General features: G+C 47.1%; 19 protein-coding genes and 1 pseudogene. 12 read left to right on the plus strand and 8 right to left on the minus strand.

Translation table 11 applies throughout. The annotated features are described in order from the left end of the window. From L5M11_RS14185 to L5M11_RS14200, 4 genes and pseudogenes are all read left to right on the plus strand, one after another. Window positions 1-300, plus strand: a pseudogene (locus tag L5M11_RS14185) (hypothetical protein); the annotation flags it as partial. A gap of 240 nt (window positions 301-540) precedes the next feature. After that, the gene (locus tag L5M11_RS14190; protein WP_263140800.1) at window positions 541-1,410 is read left to right on the plus strand and encodes a hypothetical protein; all 870 of its coding nucleotides are present in this window, start codon (window positions 541-543) and stop codon (window positions 1,408-1,410) included. A 168-nt stretch (window positions 1,411-1,578) separates the two neighbouring features. Beyond that, window positions 1,579-2,451 carry a hypothetical protein gene (locus tag L5M11_RS14195; RefSeq protein ID WP_263140799.1) on the plus strand — a complete coding sequence of 291 codons (873 nt, stop codon included), beginning with the start codon at window positions 1,579-1,581 and terminating at the stop codon, window positions 2,449-2,451. Between the two features lie 182 nt (window positions 2,452-2,633). After that, complete coding sequence (locus tag L5M11_RS14200; protein WP_263140797.1) at window positions 2,634-3,506, plus strand: hypothetical protein; 873 nt, start codon at window positions 2,634-2,636, stop codon at window positions 3,504-3,506. A gap of 326 nt (window positions 3,507-3,832) precedes the next feature. On the opposite strand, the gene glnA is transcribed toward L5M11_RS14200, so the two are convergent. Further along, window positions 3,833-5,242 carry a glutamate--ammonia ligase gene (gene glnA / locus L5M11_RS14205; protein WP_113941334.1) on the minus strand — a complete coding sequence of 470 codons (1,410 nt, stop codon included), beginning with the start codon at window positions 5,240-5,242 and terminating at the stop codon, window positions 3,833-3,835. A 1,009-nt stretch (window positions 5,243-6,251) separates the two neighbouring features. On the opposite strand from glnA, the gene typA reads away from it, so the two are divergent. Further along, window positions 6,252-8,063, plus strand: a complete 1,812-nt coding sequence (gene typA, locus L5M11_RS14210; protein ID WP_105251119.1) for a translational GTPase TypA — start codon at window positions 6,252-6,254, stop codon at window positions 8,061-8,063. 115 nt (window positions 8,064-8,178) lie between these two features. Here typA and L5M11_RS14215 read toward each other — a convergent pair whose 3' ends face one another. From L5M11_RS14215 to L5M11_RS14230, 4 genes are all read right to left on the minus strand, one after another. Next, window positions 8,179-9,201 carry a GGDEF domain-containing protein gene (locus L5M11_RS14215; protein ID WP_263164366.1) on the minus strand — a complete coding sequence of 341 codons (1,023 nt, stop codon included), beginning with the start codon at window positions 9,199-9,201 and terminating at the stop codon, window positions 8,179-8,181. Between the two features lie 172 nt (window positions 9,202-9,373). Next, complete coding sequence (locus tag L5M11_RS14220) at window positions 9,374-10,588, minus strand: 4Fe-4S binding protein (RefSeq protein ID WP_105251123.1); 1,215 nt, start codon at window positions 10,586-10,588, stop codon at window positions 9,374-9,376. A 266-nt stretch (window positions 10,589-10,854) separates the two neighbouring features. Further along, entirely contained in the window at window positions 10,855-11,508 is a 654-nt protein-coding gene (locus L5M11_RS14225; RefSeq protein WP_173497437.1) for a DUF2959 domain-containing protein, read from the minus strand. Between the two features lie 28 nt (window positions 11,509-11,536). Further along, the gene (locus L5M11_RS14230) at window positions 11,537-11,758 is read right to left on the minus strand and encodes a hypothetical protein (protein ID WP_263192534.1); all 222 of its coding nucleotides are present in this window, start codon (window positions 11,756-11,758) and stop codon (window positions 11,537-11,539) included. 81 nt (window positions 11,759-11,839) lie between these two features. On the opposite strand from L5M11_RS14230, the gene L5M11_RS14235 reads away from it, so the two are divergent. The 6 genes from L5M11_RS14235 (at window position 11,840) to azoR (ending at window position 16,164) form a co-directional block, all read left to right on the plus strand. Then, window positions 11,840-12,811: a virulence factor BrkB family protein gene (locus tag L5M11_RS14235; RefSeq protein ID WP_212600263.1), complete on the plus strand. Its 972-nt coding sequence runs from the start codon at window positions 11,840-11,842 to the stop codon at window positions 12,809-12,811. 35 nt (window positions 12,812-12,846) lie between these two features. After that, window positions 12,847-13,800, plus strand: coding sequence for an alpha/beta fold hydrolase (locus L5M11_RS14240; RefSeq protein WP_263192535.1), 954 nt, complete (start codon window positions 12,847-12,849; stop codon window positions 13,798-13,800). Then, window positions 13,797-14,402 (plus strand): hypothetical protein, encoded by a 606-nt coding sequence (locus L5M11_RS14245; protein ID WP_263192538.1) that lies wholly within the window; start codon window positions 13,797-13,799, stop codon window positions 14,400-14,402. The genes L5M11_RS14240 and L5M11_RS14245 overlap by 4 nt, the downstream gene beginning before the upstream one ends. Window positions 14,403-14,418: 16 nt before the next feature. Continuing rightward, on the plus strand, window positions 14,419-14,856 hold the full coding sequence (dtd, locus tag L5M11_RS14250) for a D-aminoacyl-tRNA deacylase (protein WP_131524019.1): 438 nt from the start codon (window positions 14,419-14,421) through the stop codon (window positions 14,854-14,856). Window positions 14,857-14,948: 92 nt separating this feature from the next. Beyond that, entirely contained in the window at window positions 14,949-15,386 is a 438-nt protein-coding gene (locus tag L5M11_RS14255; RefSeq protein ID WP_263192539.1) for a thioesterase domain-containing protein, read from the plus strand. Window positions 15,387-15,567: 181 nt separating this feature from the next. Continuing rightward, window positions 15,568-16,164, plus strand: a complete 597-nt coding sequence (azoR, locus tag L5M11_RS14260) for an FMN-dependent NADH-azoreductase (RefSeq protein ID WP_105251130.1) — start codon at window positions 15,568-15,570, stop codon at window positions 16,162-16,164. A 167-nt stretch (window positions 16,165-16,331) separates the two neighbouring features. Here the strand turns inward: azoR and L5M11_RS14265 are convergent, their stop codons facing one another. The 3 genes from L5M11_RS14265 to L5M11_RS14275 all read right to left on the minus strand — a co-directional run bounded on the left by L5M11_RS14265 (window position 16,332) and on the right by L5M11_RS14275 (window position 17,637). Then, a complete protein-coding gene (locus L5M11_RS14265) occupies window positions 16,332-16,517 on the minus strand; it encodes a hypothetical protein (protein WP_263147802.1) in 186 nt (61 codons plus the stop codon). A 75-nt stretch (window positions 16,518-16,592) separates the two neighbouring features. Beyond that, the gene (locus L5M11_RS14270; RefSeq protein WP_131524018.1) at window positions 16,593-16,916 is read right to left on the minus strand and encodes a rhodanese-like domain-containing protein; all 324 of its coding nucleotides are present in this window, start codon (window positions 16,914-16,916) and stop codon (window positions 16,593-16,595) included. 145 nt (window positions 16,917-17,061) lie between these two features. Continuing rightward, window positions 17,062-17,637 (minus strand): helix-turn-helix domain-containing protein, encoded by a 576-nt coding sequence (locus tag L5M11_RS14275; RefSeq protein ID WP_263192542.1) that lies wholly within the window; start codon window positions 17,635-17,637, stop codon window positions 17,062-17,064. Between the two features lie 163 nt (window positions 17,638-17,800). Here L5M11_RS14275 and L5M11_RS14280 point away from each other — a divergent pair, with 163 nt between their 5' ends. Continuing rightward, complete coding sequence (locus L5M11_RS14280; RefSeq protein ID WP_263192544.1) at window positions 17,801-18,988, plus strand: benzoate/H(+) symporter BenE family transporter; 1,188 nt, start codon at window positions 17,801-17,803, stop codon at window positions 18,986-18,988. Window positions 18,989-18,997 lie beyond the last annotated feature (9 nt).

Raw genomic sequence — 18,997 nt, forward strand, 5'->3', positions numbered from 1 at the left:
ACCACCTCAATAAGTGCTATCAAGCGTGGACACCCCCATATGATAAAAGTGACCCACAAGAGGCCATATATATCGTGTGATACAGACAGGTTTTATTTCGGATATTATTCAAATCTCGACTGTTATTGCCATCCCGAAGATATGCATAAAGTGTTGTCGCTACTGATGAAGCAATTACCGGGGTCGGAACTCTTTTTATTGAAAAATGAACGAATAGTTGGCCTCTCTAAAGTTGGCACCCGTGACGGCAAACTAGCCCAACTATCAGATTTTACCCCTGACAATACCCTGCCCAGTTAACGTTTTTTCTCGCGCCTGTTATTGGCGCGAGATTCGGTGTCCATCAGTGGCAGTTTTACCACCAAGATGCTGACAGGTCTGTTTGTGCTAGGGTGACGCCAATTACGGCCATTATCTGGATATAGGCTAACAGACCTTTAGCGGCGAGGTCGTCAAGAGCGAGAAGACATTAAGTACGAGCCGTGTGGGTAGGTTAACGATGACCATGCAGTACCGTGGGCACAGCAAAGGAATAGCTATATGAATAAGAGATCAGCGCCGCAGCAGTCGGCGTCGACAGAGCATGACACACAACCGTTGAACGACAGCCGGTATGAAGATTTGCCACGCAGTGAGTTCCTGCAATTACCCCAAGAGGAGCAAGACCGGCTCAATAAGCTACGTCAGCAGCGGGTGCGTGAGGCGCCCACCCTCTATGAGTGGGATATTAAGGTAGCGACCGTGTATGCCATGGGGTGGCTCGTTGTCATTATTCCCTGCGGTATAATGGTGCTGATTGGCTTGGTGGCACACTGGTATGAGTCTGACCAATGGTATGGTTTTTTTTTCATGGCATTGATTTTTGCGCCATTTATCCGCTACCTCTGGTTGGCCGACAAACAGTACCATTATCGACTCACCACCGAGGGTTTAGTTACCACCTATCATGATGCGATTCCGGATGCCGCCTACGCGGTAGTGCGGGGGCTGGCTTGGTTTGGGGTAGTGGTTTGTATTGTCGGGGTGGCCTTTTTAGGCCCGGCAGCGCTGGTTGGTGCAGGTGGAATGGCTCTGGGGGCATTTTTCTTTACTGGTTTTAAAAATGTAGAAACCACCTCAATAAGTGCTATCAAGCGTGGACACCCCCATATGATAAAAGTGACCCACAAGAGGCCATATATATCGTGTGATACAGACAGGTTTTATTTCGGATATTATTCAAATCTCGACTGTTATTGTCATCCCGAAGATATGCATAAAGTGTTGTCGCTACTGATGAAGCAATTACCGGGGTCGGAACTCTTTTTATTGAAAAATGAACGAATAGTTGGCCTCTCTAAAGTTGGCACCCGTGACGGCGAACCAGTCCAATTGTCAGATTTTGCCCCTGAGAATCCCCTGCCCAGTTAACGTTTTTTCTCGCGCCTGTTACTGGCGCTAATTACGACCATTATCTGGATGCAGGCTAACAGACCTTTAGCGGCGAGGTCGTCAAGGGTGAGAAGACATTAAGTACGAGCTGTGTGGGTAGGTTAACGATGACCGTGCAGTCGGTGGGCACAGCAAAGGGATAACTAAATGAATAAGAAAGCAACGGTGCAGCCGTCGGCGTCAACAGAACAAGCGCCCCCCCCATTGGACGACAGCCGGTATGAAGACCTGCCGCGCAGTGAGTTCCTGCAATTACCCAAAGAGGAGCAAGACCGGCTCTATCAGTTGCGTCAGCAGCGGGTGCGGGAGGCGCCCACGCTTTATGAGTGGGATATTCAGGTGGCGACTGTGTATGGCATGGGGTGGATCATGGTCCTTATTCCGTGCGGGATTACGGCTCTAGTTGGGTTGGTGACACGCTGGTATGGATTTGAACAATGGTATTATTTTCTCATCATAGTGATGATTTTTGGGCCATTTATGCGCTATCTCTGGTTGGCCGACAAACAGTACCACTATCGGCTCACCACAGAGGGGCTGGTCACCACTTATCATGATGCGATTCCGGATGCAGCCTACGCGGTAGTGCGGGGGCTGGCTTGGTTTGGGGTGGTGGTTTGTATTGTCGGGGTGGCCTTTTTAGGCCCGGCCGTCTTAGTCGGCGCGGGTGGTTTTGCCGTGATGGCATTTTTCTTCACAGGTTTTAAAAATATAGAGACAACTTATGAGAGTCCTATAAAAAATGGGCATCGTCATTTGATTAAGGTAACGCGGAATCGTCCATTTATTGCCTGCCAATCGGATGTACGAACAATGGGCTTACGTGCAAGTATCCGTCTTCATTGCCCATTGGATAAGATGCACATTATCTTGTCATTGCTGATGACGCAGTTACCTGATTCTGAAATCCGTGTATTTAAAAATGAGCGCGTGTTAGATGGCGTACCATTTGCGTCATTTGAGTCAGGCGAACCTGCCCAGCTGGTAGATTTCGCCCCTGAGAATACCCATGCCGTCTAACGCTTTCTTTCGCGCCTGTTATTGGCGTGAGATTCGGTGTCATCAGTGGCAGCTTTGCCACCAAGATGCTAACAGGCCTTATAGCGGCAAGATCGTCAAGAGTGAGAAGACATTAAGTACGAGCTGTGTGGATAGGTTAACGATGACCGTGCAGTCCGTGGGCACAGCAAAGGAATAGCTATATGAATAAGAGAGCAGCGCCGCTGCAGTTGGCGTCGACAGAGCAAGAGACACAACCGTTGGACGACAGTCGGTATGAAGACCTGCCGCGCACTGAGTACCTGCAATTACCCCAAGAGGAGCAAAGCCGGCTCAATAAGCTACGTCAGCAGCGGGTGCGTGAGGCGCCCACGCTTTATGAGTGGGATATTCGGGTGGCGACTGTCTATGGTCTATTTTGGTTAACCTTCCTGATCCCGTGTGGTTGCTTAGCACTTATAGGGTGCTATTTGCTATCTGGCGATACTAGCTTGGGTATAGGGTTAATCATCATGGCTTTAATTATGTGCTTATCTGCTCGTTACCTCTGGTTTGCAGACAAACAGTACCATTATCGGCTCACCACCGAGGGGTTAGTTACCACCTATCATGATGCTATTCCGGATGCAGCCTATGCGGTAGTGCGGGGGCTGGCTTGGTTTGGGGTGGTGGTTTGTATTGTCGGGGTGGCCTTTTTAGGCCCAGCAGCGCTGGTTGGTGTAGGTGGAATGGCTCTGGGGGCATTTTTCTTTACTGGTTTTAAAAATGTAGAGACAACTTACGAGAGTCCTATAAAAAATGGGCATCGCCATTTGATTAAGATAACGCGGAATCGTCCATTTATTGCCTGCCAATCGGATGTACGAACAATGGGCTTACGTGCAAGTATTCGTCTTCATTGCCCATTGGATAAGATGCACATTATCTTGTCATTACTGATGACGCAGTTACCTGATTCTGAAATCCGTGTATTTAAAAATGAGCGCGTGTTAGATGGCGTACCATTTGCGTCATTTGAGTCAGGCGAACCTGCCCAACTGGTAGATTTTGCCCCTGAGAATACCCAGCCTAGTTGAATAAAGCGTGGACACTTAACAATAATGGCGCGGTAGTTAACTTCCGACTATATAGGTGGTTTTTCTGCTGCATCCATGTTTAGTTTAGATCGGTTTTTAACCATCTATCTCTATTGTTGCTGTTGTCGCGGTGTCTGGCGTGCCTTCTCTGAATGATAAAAGAGTGGTTGGCGATGATGCCTATTTAGAGAACAACGCGATGATTGAATCAGAATAAAAGTTGTATATACCTTCAAAATACAAAAAGCCCCGATAGCGTTGCTATCGAGGCTTTTATATTTTCTGTATCAATTACATAAAGCGAGCCGGTTGTATAGCGATAGCCATTACAGGCTGTAGTACATTTCAAACTCAAGTGGGTGAGTTGTACGTGCTACGCGCTCAGCTTCTGCTGTTTTCAGTACGATATAAGATTGGATGAAATCTTCACTGAACACGCCGCCTTTTGTCAGGAACTCATGGTCAGCTTGCAGATTTTCAAGGGCGTTTTCTAATGACGTTGCCACTTGTGGGATTTCAGCCGCTTCTTCTGGAGGCAGATCGTACAGATCTTTGTCCATCGCTTCACCTGGGTGGATCTTGTTTTGGATACCGTCAAGACCCGCCATTAGTAGCGCTGCGAAACCTAAGTATGGGTTTGCATGTGGATCAGGGAAACGTGCTTCGATACGACGGCCTTTAGGGCTTGGTACCACTGGAATACGGATTGATGCAGAGCGGTTACGGGCAGAGTAGGCCAACATAACAGGTGCTTCAAAGTGTGGCACTAAACGCTTGTAAGAGTTAGTGCTTGGGTTAGTGAAAGCGTTCAGCGCGCGAGCGTGCTTGATGATACCACCGATGTAGTACAGAGCCGTTTCACTTAAACCTGCGTATTTGTCGCCAGCGAACAAGTTAACACCGTCTTTCGCCAGAGATTGGTGAACGTGCATGCCGCTACCGTTGTCACCAACGATGGGTTTAGGCATGAAAGTCGCAGTCTTACCGTAAGCGTGTGCCATGTTGTGAACTACGTACTTCAGAATTTGGATTTCATCCGCTTTCTTAGTCAAGGTGTTGAAGCGAGTGGCGATTTCGTTTTGACCTGCAGTCGCCACTTCGTGGTGATGCGCTTCAACCACTTGGCCCATTTCTTCGAGCACTAAACACATAGCGCTACGTAGGTCTTGTGATGAGTCAACCGGTGCAACTGGGAAGTAACCACCTTTAACAAATGGACGGTGACCTGTGTTGCCGCCTTCGTAGCTAGTGCCTGAGTTCCAAGCCGCTTCTTTAGCGTCGATCTTAACGAAACAACCTGACATGTCAGTACCGAAACGGACATCGTCAAATAGGAAGAATTCTGGTTCTGGTCCAATCAATACAGTATCAGCGATACCAGTAGAGATCAGGTAAGCTTCTGCTTTTTTAGCAATTGAACGTGGGTCACGGTCGTAACCTGTCATAGTGCCGGGTTCAAGAATGTCACAACGGATCAGCGCTGTGGTTTCTTCGGTGAAAGGATCCAGTACGAATGTCGTTGGATCTGGCATCAGTACCATGTCTGATTCGTTAATGCCCTTCCAACCTGCGATAGAAGAACCGTCAAACATTTTGCCGTCTTCGAAGAAATCAGCATCTACCTGATGAGAAGGAATAGATACGTGCTGCTCTTTACCTTTAGTGTCGGTAAAACGTAAATCAACGAACTTAACTTCTAATTCTTCAAGTTGCTTTAAAACTGATTCAACTGACATTCTCAAGCCTCCGGTAGGGTAAAGGGATGCCCCTTCTATAATCTTTTAACTCAAGTGATTTATCTTGAGCCAAACTTACGAGCTATATAGCGATATCCATGCCAATAATTTAACTTACTGATTAACATGGTTTAAAATCTTTGCTGCACTTAATTGGATTCGCGTGTGCACCATAATAGTGCTTTTGTCTGTGGCATTTTGGTGCATTACTCCATTTTGGTGCGCACTGAATTGATTCATGCAAACCTTAAGCTGGGATGCACAGCGATAACATGCACCGCTTATATGGCACTGAGATGGCAATAATGCTTTGGCTTTCACTATCTCAGTAAGTACCGCCTCTGTGAAGCTCGCACATACTTGCAGCACTGCACGGGACTATTTACCACCGCATAACCGCCGCATAATTGTCATAAAACCACGCTAGTCTGTCCAACTATGCCACGCATTATCAATCCAATAGTGGTTTATTATCATATTATTAGGAAAGAGTTCGTTCTCATGTGCGAAATGTCTTTGCTGTTCACAGGCCAAGTGAAATCAGTGATGCGTAAAAGGTATCCCGTGACAATGAAGTGAGTCTTAATGCCATCGGGTGTAAACGCCAACATGAACGTTAGATTAAGTGTGCCGCAGAATTTATTGCAGTGTGTTCACGTGGTAATTTCTCTGTGTCTAAGTCGATTTTGCTGATGCTTAAATCGACATTAGCAGTGCTAACATTGAATACGAAAAATAGCAAATTCAGCTGCTTAACTCGGATTTTTCCTATGAATATGGCAATTAAACAGAGCGTTAACTCTGGCTACAGAGGATTTCACTCAGTGGATGATTGGCGGAAATTACCCAAGGATTGGCGGATTGTTTTATAAGTGTTCAAAAATAATCCTGTGCGCCAAGGCCGCTCTGGAGTAGAATGGCACGCTTTTTATTGTGGTAGATCGAGCTAGATCACCATAACGAATTACTGAAATATCCCTATTTTTGTTTGATGGTAAGAGGTTTATCCGTGCTAGAGAATTTACGTAACATCGCCATTATTGCACACGTTGACCATGGCAAAACGACCCTGGTAGACAAGTTGCTGTCACAGTCAGGCACCCTTGCAACCCGAGGAGAAGCCACTGAGCGGGTGATGGACTCCAACGATCTTGAAAAGGAACGTGGGATCACGATTCTGGCAAAGAATACTGCCATCAAGTGGAACGACTACCGTATTAACATCGTTGATACCCCAGGCCACGCCGATTTCGGTGGTGAGGTTGAGCGTGTTCTGTCTATGGTTGACTCAGTATTATTGCTAGTTGATGCCGTTGACGGTCCAATGCCACAAACTCGCTTCGTAACGAAGAAAGCGTTTGCTCAAGGCTTAAAGCCAATCGTTGTTATCAACAAAATTGACCGTCCAGGTGCACGCCCAGATTGGGTTATTGACCAAGTATTCGACCTGTTCGATAACTTAGGTGCAACTGACGAGCAGTTAGATTTCCCGATCGTTTACGCTTCTGCGTTAAACGGTTTTGCAACTTTAGATCCGGATGTAGCGAGCGATGATATGACGCCGCTGTTCCAAACTATCGTTGAAAAAGTATCTTTCCCAGATGCTGACGCCGAAGGCGCGTTCCAGATGCAAATTTCGCAAATCGACTACAACTCATACGTGGGTGTTATCGGTATCGGCCGCATCAAGCGTGGTAGCGTTAAAACTAACCAACAAGTGACTATTATTGGCGCTGATGGCAAAACTCGTAACGGTAAAATGGGCCAAGTATTAGGTTACATGGGTCTAGACCGTACTGAAGTTGAAATTGCTAACGCTGGCGACATCGTTGCTATCACTGGTTTAGGCGAGCTGAAAATTTCTGACACTATCTGTGCCGTTGGTGCAGTAGAAGCTATGCCACCTTTGACTGTTGATGAACCTACTCTGACCATGACTTTCCAAGTTAATACTTCACCTTTTGCAGGTAAAGAAGGTAAGTATGTGACTTCACGTAACATTCTGGAGCGTCTGCAAACAGAATTAGTCCACAACGTGGCACTGCGTGTTGAAGAAACAGAAAGTCCAGATCGCTTCCGTGTATCTGGCCGTGGTGAATTGCATTTATCAATCTTGATTGAAAACATGCGTCGTGAAGGTTACGAGTTAGCCGTATCACGTCCAGAAGTTATTCTGAAAACTATCGACGGTGAACTGTGTGAACCATTTGAAACCTTGACTGTTGACGTTGAAGAAGAAGATCAAGGCACAGTAATCGAGAAATTAGGTACCCGTAAAGCTGAAATGAAAGACATGCAGCTTGATGGTAAAGGTCGTGTACGTATCGACTTCATCATCCCAAGCCGTGGTTTAATCGGTTTCCAAACTGAGTTTATGACTGCGACTTCTGGTACTGGTCTAATTTATCACTCATTCGACCATTACGGTCCACATAAAGGTGGCGATATCGGTCAACGCGCTAACGGCGTATTGATCTCTAACGCAACGGGTAAGGCATTGACCTTCGCACTGTTCGGTCTACAAGATCGCGGTCGTCTCTTTATCGGCCATGCCGCTGAAGTATACGAAGGCCAAGTGGTTGGTATTCACGCTCGCTCAAACGATCTGACAGTTAACTGTTTGAAAGGTAAGCAGCTGACCAACATGCGTGCTTCTGGTACTGACGAAGCCCAAGTGTTGACTACGCCAATCACAATGACACTTGAGCAAGCGCTTGAGTTCATCGATGATGATGAATTAGTTGAAGTAACGCCTAAGAACATTCGTGTTCGTAAGAGACACTTGACTGAAAACGATCGTAAGCGCTTTAACCGCGGTTAATGCCAGCCTGTTAATTCAGGTGACACGCCCTTAAGGTGAGTCAATCGGTTTAAAAAGCCCTGCATAGGAAACTGTGCAGGGCTTTTTGTTGGGATAAATTGAGTAATGGGTATTATTAGTCCTCATCCATCACCCGTATGCAATTGCGCCCTGCGGATTTTGCGCGGTAGAGGGCGGCGTCCGCTTGGCGAACGAGTTCTAAAGCATTTTGTTTGTTAGAGGGTTGCAGATAGGCGACGCCTGCGCTCACTGTTACAATCCCAAGGTCGGTATTTGCATGCGGAATGGCAATGGCTTGGATCAGTTGATGGATGTGCTGTGCTGTCTCAAGTACGGTTTGATTATCGACATTTGGTAATAGAATGACAAATTCTTCGCCGCCGTAGCGAGCGACTAATTCGCCCGCTCTGCGACCGGACTGGGACAGTGTACTCGCTAATTGTTTAAGGCAATCGTCTCCGGCGAGGTGCCCATAGTGATCGTTAAATTGTTTAAAGTGGTCAATATCGAGCATGATGAGGGCCAGTGAGGAATTGCTCCTTTGTCCCCGACTCCACTCCGTTTGTAACATCATGTCAAATAGGCGGCGATTGCCGATATTGGTTAAACCGTCGGTATTGCTGAGTATTTCAAGTTGCCTATTGGCTTCTGCCAGTTCACTAGTTCGAGCTGTGATCATGGATTCAAGTTCGACGTTACGTTCCTCTAATCGCGCAATCGGGTAAATTTCCCCTTTGTGGGCTAAGCCGTAGGGGATGGATATGCCGCTGTGGACAATCATCCAGTCGTTGTTTTCTCGGTGAAATATCAACACTAGCCGTGCTGTCTCGCGGGAAAGCATAGGATTAGGGATCGGTAAGTGGATATGAAAAAAGGCAGTCACAACCACGAGGTTGTCGGCAAGGTCTTGTAAAGAAAGATCTAACATTTCGATGTGGATTCGCTCAGGCACTTGTGCAAAGTCCTGACGAGTGATTAGCACCCATTCTTCTCTGCTGGTGACAAGCTGATCACTGCTCCCTGCATAGCCGCTAAAGTTATCACTAAAGCGACGAGTTAGCCTGTCATCACGGGAGGCATACATCTCAATATATTCGTCAAATAACGAATGGATCAATTGCTGTCGGTCGGGTCGCATAGGTTAGCTCCGTTGGGGAACATAAAACCATTTTCCTAATATCCGTATAGGAATATTATCTGCGATAAAGTCTAGCTGTTGCCTGATTGTAATCAATTTTATGACGTATATATTAAAAATACTGCAGAGAGCGATGTAAGCCATTATCTGCAGTATGCTTTGGGGATATTATCTAGTGCCCAATTCTATTAATCACTTGGATCAATTCCATGCGGATGTTGTCTGGTGTTTGGCTATGCCAGAAACCTGCTAAGTAAGCGCCCAGCGGTAGGATAAATAATGCGATAAGCACTAATGCGAGCAATCCCTTATGACCTAGCCTGTGGCCGGATTTCAGTCCAAGGCCGAGGGCGGCGGATTTAGGGCAAGCCGCGACACAGCGCATGCAGGCTTGGCACTCGTCACTGCGAACCGTGGTTTTAGTGTGCACTATGATGTTTGCTGGGCAAGCGCGGGTGCACTTGTCGCATTTCATCCCTTTTGCTTCGATAAGGCAGTGCTGGGTATTGCGGCGAATTTTTAATGGGCTTGCAAAGCTTAAGATCCCAAGCATAGCACCATAGGGACACAAGTAACGGCAGAATCCCTGACGACGCCATGCCGCTAAAGCGAGGATCAGCGCAAATACCAGTAGCGTGATTAGGCTGGGTGTTAGGAAGAACAATGCCATCTTCAAGTCGGCAATCTTATGATAATTACCTTCAAGATAATGGGGGATGGATTGTGCTGGCATACCAATGACTATGTAGCAAAGTGCTAGGAGTAATAGATATTTCAACATTCGCAGTGGCCAATCTAGCCAAGCGGGTGGTGTAAGCTCTGATTTAATAAAGCGTTTTCTAAAGGAATACAGGTATTCCCCTGCCAAACCTAATGGGCAAGCCCAACCGCAAAATGCCCGCTTGCAGAGTAAACCTGTGAGTAATACCGCCGCTAGCATGACTGCTGCCGCAGGATGGGTTTGATCCCACAAATTGAGGCTGATAATGGCTTTAAGCTCAATGCCACCCGCAATCGGTAAAAAGGCATCGACTACGTCTGGGCGCATTAGCCAAGGCGTGATTCCTTGCTTAAGCAGTACGGTATTGATTGTGTATTGTATGGCAACCAGCAAGAGCGATAGCGCTAAGACATGTTGAGTCCCTTCGCGAAGGGTATTGATTTTAATTTCACCCTTGAGTGCATCAGGCGCAAATTTATGCCCAAGTAGCATCAGTGGTAGTGCAATAAGAAGCCCGAGAGCCAGTGGCCAATAAAGACTCATTGCCACCGCACCGATACTGAGCAACAGTGTGGCGACCGCGCCCCATTTCTGGCCGCTCCAATAGCTGAGGGAGGCGAGATACATGAGTGCCAACATCAGCGTGAGTGATTCGATAAAAGTCATAGTGATGAATACAGCTAATAAGTTACAAGTACAGGCTCTGAGTGGTGAACTGAGGATAAGTTTTTGAGTAATAAGTGAAATTGTGCGTCAGATCTAAGATTCGCGCTATCAATCAATTAAAGCGCGCCATAGCTCACAAAGCTAAGTGTTTTAGTCTTGCACAAATAAAGTATGGCTTGCAGGGACAGCGTGCGAGGTCACACAAAGAATAAAAAGCCCCAGCAATTTATTTTGCTAGGGCTTAGGAGTTCAGTGGGGCATTTGGATTAATTTTTTGATTTTTCGAGTGCTTCGATAAATTTGCTCGATTCGTTAATCGAGGTGTTCATCTCTTTAATCAGGCCAGAAATATCGGTTTGCAGACTCGCAAATTCGCTTTTAATCGCACCAATGGCTTGGGCGTTCAAGTTATGCTTGAGATACAGCATATTGTCTTTCATGGCGGTGAGTATCGGCGGCATTTTTGACTCGGCACGGCGCATACTTTTGATCAATTGTTCATAGGCGCGGCGCGTTTCTTTGAGTTTAGCTTCACTGTTGCGGCGTAGATTAGCTTTACTGATCTCGCTAATTTCATTTTGCCACTCATCGAACAGGGCTTCGGCTACATCTTCGACTTTATTGATGCGGTTGCTGACGTTGTCGGCGGCACTTTGAGCCGATTCGTATTCATCTTTGGCTCTGCTATAGGCTTTTTCTAAGTTGCCATCACTGTAATTGAGCAGCGCTTGCATTTCTTCTAGGGCTGAGCTGAACTCTTTTTGAGCATCCTGTTGGGATTTTTTCGCATCTTTAACTCTGTCGACCATAATATCGCGTTTATGGTAACCGACCTTTTCCATTGCGCCGTAGTAGGCACTCTGGCAACCACTAAGCAGGAGACTTGTGGCAATCAGCCCTGAAGCTATCAGTCTTTTCATTGGGTGTTCCGTCGCTGAATGAAATTAATTAATCGGCTTTAAATCGCGCCGCATCGATAATGCTCCACAGATGAAAGATAGCACCTATTACCGCGGGCACAATCAGCCACCAGAGGGCATAACCCACCACTGTGATAATGAAAAATAACAGTGCGGCCATTATTCTGCCTTGCAATAATTGGCCTAGCCCAGGAAAAAATAGGCTAGCAATAGCGGAAATAACGTTACCTGCAGATCCTTGTTGAGGCATCAATTCACTCCTTAGACTTGTAAATTAAGTGTTTATTGTACGAAGATAACGAGTCTATACCAACAGAATCAAGAGAAACCCGTGACTAAGAAGATAGAACTGGCACAAATTCGCGCCTTATTCCTCGGGATCTGGCACTTCCTGCTGCATTTGAGACGGCGTTTAGTTGAAGATCAAATCAATATCCGCGCCGGACATTTAGCCTATGTCACACTGTTGTCACTCGTGCCTATGGTGGCGGTGACTATGTCTATGCTGTCAGCTTTTCCGGTATTTAAGGGGATACGTGGACAGATAGAAGGTTTCGTTTATCAGAATTTTTTACCCGCCGCTGGCGACACAGTGCAAGTGTATATCAATGAGTTTGTGGCCAATGCCTCTAAGGGGACTGCGGTCGGGATTGCGGCCTTAGTCGTGGTTGCCATTTTGCTGATTTCTGCCATTGATAAATCGCTTAATAACATTTGGCGCACTAAAGAGAAGCGTTCAGTGGTGGTGGCTTTTTCTATGTATTGGATGGTCATCACTTTGGGCCCGGTATTGGTGGGGGCCAGTTTGGTCGCCACTTCCTACGTGGTGTCATTGAAGGTCTTTGACGGTCAGTTGTCGGGTGTGGTGCCTGTGTTTCTTGAGCGTTTACCTATGCTTTTCTCTGTGGCGGCATTTTTGTTGTTGTATATGGTGGTGCCTAATCAAAAAGTGAAGTTTTTACATGCACTATTAGGGGCGATTGTTGCCGCAATCTTGTTTGAGTTAGGCAAAAAAGCCTTTGCTTTGTATGTCACTCAGTTTCCGAGTTATGAAGCGATTTATGGTGCTTTAGCCGTGATCCCCATTATCTTTGTCTGGGTGTATTTATCGTGGATGATAGTATTACTCGGCGCGGAAATTACCGCCGCTATGCCTGAGTATTTAGATTATGAGTCGAGCTCAGATGATGACGAAACCGCTCTGAATGCTAAGCCCCTAGAAAATGCCTCTCAAGATAATTCCGCTGCGGTGTTAACTTCGGCTGAGGTGACGGCACTCAAGGCGGTGGCTAAATCTGAATGACCCCATTAGAGGATTATTAATGGCGATGACACTGAATGCCTGAATCCTTCCCATCTTTTATCCGTCGCGACTGGTTTAACGTTGGCAATGGTCAGCAATTGCATCTGGCGCAATACGGTAATCCACAAGGTATCCCGCTGCTGTATTTGCACGGCGGTCCAGGAGCGGGTTGTGATATCGGTGATTTAGCTTTATTTAATGGCGATCAATATTGGATTTTGCTTTTAGATCAACGCGGTTCTGGACAATCTTTACCCTTTGGCGATTTAGTCAACAACCATCTCACTGGTTTGATTAGCGATATTGAGGCGATTCGCCTCGCATTGGGTATTGAGCGTTGGTGTTTAGCAGGTGGCTCTTTTGGGGCCACATTAGGCTTAATTTACAGCGGATTATTCCCAGAGCGGGTGATTGCACAGGTACTGTGGGCGTTATTTATTCCATCCAAAGAAGGTCTCGACTGGCTCTATGGCGCTGACGGCGCTGCAAAATTGCAACCTGCGGCTTATCGACTCTTCAATGACATTTTTCCGGTTCAGTTATCGCTGATTGAATTACTGGATTCGTACCATCAAGGTTTGGCATCGGCCGATGAAAATGTGCGATACCATTTTGCGCGGCGTTGGGTGCAGTGGGAGTTGCAGCTTGCGGGGGCGAGGTTAGTGTTACCAAGGCTGTTACCCGAATCCGTATTAGCATTAGCCAATATCGAGTTACACTTTGCTCGACATAATTACTTCAATGCCATGAATGTGTTACAGCGCGTGACGCCTAGAGTGAAGGCGCGTAGTGTGTTATTGCAAGGAATGCAGGATGCGATTTGCCCAGCGACGCTATTACGCGATTTTTTGGCTGGGTTGGAGCATGCTATTACAATTCAATCTGTTGTCGATGGCGGACATATGCTCAATAGTGAGTCTCTGTTTTTGGCGGTCACAGCAGAAATCCATGCTATGTGGTCGTGGATACATCAAAGGGAAATACAATGAAAACATTGCTCATCAGTGCCAGTTTACTCGGATTAACCGCCTGTGCCGCTACGGCGCCCTCGCAAACCAGCGCGATTGACCCAGTGGCGACTCAGGAGGTCGTGAGTGCCCCTGTCGCGCCCAAAGTTGTTGAACTCGGTGGGTTGACCAATGAAACTGCCGCTGATCGCTTGTACCAAGCACTGATTAACGCAAATTATCTGGCCACCCAAGTTGCGCCGACTAAAGTTGCTGTGCAGTTTGGCAATAACCAATTCTTGCTTGAGCCGAGTATCAATTCGGCGGGCATTGACCGTATTTTAATGAATCGCTTCTATGCAGTGCATCCGCAATTGCAGGCCAGTCAAGAGTTGCCTGCCGTGATTGGCACCTTGAATCAGAAGCTTAATTTTGCCAAGTTTGTGTTGTTGGACCAAGGCGCAGTGATTCAAGTGCAAGGTACAGTGACCTTTGCCGACCGTATTGAAATAGAAGAGTTACGTCGTTTTATGCTGTGGACTAATGGCGGCTTAGCGCAGGTCGTACAATCTTTGCCTGATGGCGTAGAGCTATATATCCGCCCGCTCCCGCTAATGCCGCAAATGGTTCCCGTTAAGCCTTAATCTAAAAGGAAAAGTTGTGATTGCGTTAATTCAAAGAGTGAGTCGCGCCAGTGTAGTGGTTGATAACCAAACCCTAGGTGAAATCAATAAAGGCTTGTTGGTTCTGCTCGGTGTCGAGCAAGAAGATACCCGCGAGAAGATGGAAAAGTTGGCGACTAAAGTCATGAGTTATCGCGTTTTTTCCGATGAAAATGGCAAAATGAATCTCAATCTAGAACAAGTCGGTGGGTCTTTGTTAGTCGTGTCACAATTTACCTTGGCTGCCGATACGGGTCGTGGCTTGAGGCCGAGTTTTTCAGGGGCGGGTACGCCGGAACAAGCTTTAGGCTTGTATGAAGAGTTTGTCGCATTCTGCCGCGCTAAGGGCGTTCATACAGAAACCGGACAGTTCGGCGCCGATATGCAAGTGTCCTTAGTCAATGATGGCCCAGTGACCTTTAATCTGCAGGTGTAGCTTCTATCGTGATGTTTATCTAGGGGTCTAGGTGATGGGGTGCTAGGCATAATCAATGTCGCTTGTAGCAAGGGAGTATTAAGAGAATACACATGGATCAATTACTCATTAAATTACGCCAGACTTGGCACAGTACGATCCCCGTTAGCGAGTTTATGCAGATAGTGCCACTCGATTACAGCGAGGGAGAATTTCGAGTCACAGCGCCGATGATGCCCAATATTAATCTGCATCAGACCATGTTTGCGGGCAGTATTTATACCTTGATGACCTTAACGGGCTGGGGTGCAGTGTGGCTAAATCAACAGTTGGTGGGCGTGGCGGGTGATATTGTGCTCGCCGATGCCCATATTCGTTATCTTGCTCCTGTGACTTGTGACCCTGTGGTAAAAGTACAATGGCCAGATGTGGATCTCAGCCCGTTACAAAGGGGGCGCAGAGTTAAGGTGAAGCTGGAAGTGCAATTGTATTGTATGAATGCACTGTGTGCGGTTTTTGAGGGCCTGTATGTTAGTACGTCGAAAGCATGAATGCGTCGAAAACAACTTAGTGTATCTGTACGTCGAAGGTGACGTATAACCTTTCTAAAAAATCGAAGCTAATCTCAGATTTTATCCGCTTTATTTCTTTTTTATGGGCTAATACACTAGCGTCATAGAGTTGAGATATTCCATCTGACTCTGAGTCATTTACCTATTTTCGGAGCAGATTATGTCTAAAGTCTTAATTTTAAAATCAAGCATTCTTGGCGGTTATTCACAATCTGCCGTGTTAATTGATCACTTAGCGAGTCACTGGGAAACCCAAGGCGCCGCTATTACAGTGCGTGATTTAGGCGGTAAAGACGTACTGCCTATGGTAGACGGTGAAATCGCTTCTGGGTTACGCGGTGGTGCAGAATTATCGGCACGTCAGCAAGAAATGCTCGCCTTATCAGATACCTTAGTCGCTGAATTAAAAGCGAACGATACGATTGTTATCGCTGCACCTATGTACAACTTTACGATACCGGTTCAACTTAAAAACTGGATCGATTTTGTCGCCCGTGCCGGTGTGACTTTTACTTACACTGAAACAGGTCCAAAAGGATTAGTGGAAGGTAAACGCGCTGTGTTGGTGACGACCCGTGGCGGCGCTCACAAAGATGGCCCAACGGATCATGTTGTACCTTACTTGAAAACGGTTTTAGGCTTTATGGGTATCACTAATGTTGAAGTTGTTTACGCCGAAGCGTTGAACATGGGCCCTGAAGCTCACGACAAAGGCATGGGCGAAGCGAAACACAGTATCGATCAGCTGAAAGCTTAATTGTCCCATTGATTAGCTGAGTCATTTGATTTAGCTGAATAAATAATGCCAGCCCTTAATAGGCTGGCATTTTTGTATGTGCATTTCAGCTATGCACGCTTGGCTTAAGTGGGTAGGTTTGAGCGGCTGGACTCGAGCGGCTAGTTTTAAGTGGCACGCTTAGCTGTTTATTCGCAAAGGCTGCAGCCTTTGGTGAGGGTGCTTGTCTCAACATAACGCACCTTAGTGCTGGCTTGGTCGCGATTACGACTGATGCTAAAGCGTGCATGGCGCTCAGTTTCAAGCGGCTTTTCAGCAGTGTTACCCTGTGTGGCTTCAAACTGTAACGCTTTGGCATGATTTGTTTTATGCATACACCACCTCGCAGATATTTAAGTCATCACAATGTACAGACTGGCCTGATTAGCGCCGTACAACCAAGGCTTAAATTAGCTCGGCTGGCAGCAGACTAAATCTTTAAGCGAACCACCATTCACCACGCAGCTAAAGCCATTGGCCTTGAGAATGTCGCAGCCATTTTGTGCTCGAATCCCTGCGCCACAGTAGAGCACGAATGGATGCTGTTTATTGTCGACTTGGTGTAACCATTGGTCGAGTGTTGGCAGTGGCACATTAATGGCTTGGGGCAAATGACCTGAGGCAAATTCCTCCGGCGAACGCACATCAATCACCCGTGCGCCTTGTTCAATCAATTGCCAACATTTTTCGCCCGAGTGGCTGCCGGATAACTTAGCCAGTAAAGATTGAAACATAGCATTGTCCCTACCATTAGAAAATTTTCAATAAGTTTATTCTAATGAATTGGCGAGTGCAAGCGCTGCAGATTATCGGTAGTAATGGTTTGGTCTTTGGCGTTGTTGGTACTCGAACTCTGCATTACTGGCACTAGACAAATAGTTAGAGGCTAGACACATTAGCTCGTTGATAGTGAATGATGTCGTGGAATACCACGGCTTGCTCGTTTAGATTGCGATAGCCATGGGGTTTGTCGGCCGCAAATCGTACTGCTTCACCTTGGTTGAGTGTTTGCCACTCGCCATCGACTAGCACTTCCATAGTACCGCTCAAGACAATGACATGCTCAGTGACACCCGTTTCATGGGGCTCAGAAAGCCGTTCATAGTGTGGCAGCAGGGTGAGTTCAAACATCTCAAAACCGAAGCGCTCTTCAAAGGGGAAGAGTGAGGCGACTAGCATGCCGTCGGTGGCGGGTTGTTGGCGTAACTCGTCGGGCTTACGGAATACTGCGCCTTGGCTCTGGGGTGTGGGTTCGAGAAAGGTCGACAGCGAGATATTGAATCCACTGGCTATTTTCCATAGCGTCGCAATGGTTGGGCTTGATTCACCGCGCTCGATTTGTCCTATCATGGCCTTACTAACGCCCGTCTCTTGGGCGGCTTTATCTAAACTCCATCCCTTTTGGTTGCGAAGTGCTTTAAGCGTGGTGGCGAGATAGCTGTTTATCGTCTGCACAATGGCCCCATCATTTTTATGAAAATTTAGTTTGTACGTTATAACGCACAGGTGTTATCTTGTCCATCTCGTACGTTATAACGCACAAAGGCTATCTTGTTCATTTTATAAGTTATAGCGCACAAAGTAATGGCGACACTAATTGCAGAAAAAGGGAGTGGATATGTGGCGAGATGCAGGGAGTTTATCAAAAATATCAGCGGGTTTTATTGCGGTATTAGTGGGTTATAGCAGCTCGGCGGTGATCATCTTTCAAGCGGCGGAGGCTGTGGGTGCGACACCAGCACAGATCAGTTCATGGCTGTGGGCTTTAGGTGTGGGCATGGGCGTAACCAGCATAGGGTTATCGCTTTACTACAAGAATCCTATTCTAACGGCTTGGTCGACACCGGGCGCAGCGCTGATGGTGACCAGCCTTGCAGGGTTGAGCGTAAACCAAGCCATAGGCGCTTTTCTGGTGAGTTCAATTCTAATCACCCTTTGCGGTGTTGCGGGCTGGATGGATAAGCTTATCCGTATCATGCCGCAGTCAGTCGCTTCCGCCATGTTGGCGGGGATCTTATTGCAATTTGGGCTAGGGCTATTTCAGGCGATGCAAACCCAGCTGAGTCTGATATTGATCATGCTGTTGGTGTTTGTCATCGTTAAGCCTTTTGCACCACGTTACATCATCTTGCTGACGTTGCTGGTGGGCATAGGCATGAGTTTTCAATTAGATTTGCTCAAGCTAGATGCCGTTCAGTTGCAACTGGCGATGCCCGTGTGGACTACACCTGAGTTTTCGTTGGCGAGTGTGATTGGCGTGGCATTACCGCTGTTTGTGGTGACTATGGCATCGCAAAATATGCCGGGCGTTGCTGCGCTGCACGGTAATGGCTACAGGCCGCCTATTTCGCCTTTGATCACGAGCACAGGATTCATCGGGGTTATTCTCGCCCCCTTTGGCGGTTTTGCCTTTAACTTATCCGCCATCACAGCGGCCATCTGCATGGGTAAAGAGGCCGATCCAAATCCCGCGACCCGTTACTGGGCGGCGGTGTGGGGCGGGGTATTTTACTTTATCACTGGGTTACTCGGTGCCACTGTGGTTGGTCTGTTTTCCGCTTTCCCGAAGGAATTAGTCCTGGCCATCGCCGGATTAGCCCTGCTCGGCACTATCGCCAATAGCCTGACCGCCGCATTAGCTAAAACGGAAGATCGCGAAGTGGCAGTGATCACTTTTTTGGTCACGGCATCAGGTTTTAGTGTGCTGGGCATCGGCAGCGCATTTTGGGGGCTGTTGCTTGGGTTTATTATCCATTGGTGGAACGGGCACAGAACTGCATCAGTAGTTAAGCGAGCGAATACTTAACTGCAGCAA

The organism is Shewanella sp. SM87, from assembly GCF_025653705.1.
GTDB classification, from domain to species: domain Bacteria; phylum Pseudomonadota; class Gammaproteobacteria; order Enterobacterales; family Shewanellaceae; genus Shewanella; species Shewanella oncorhynchi.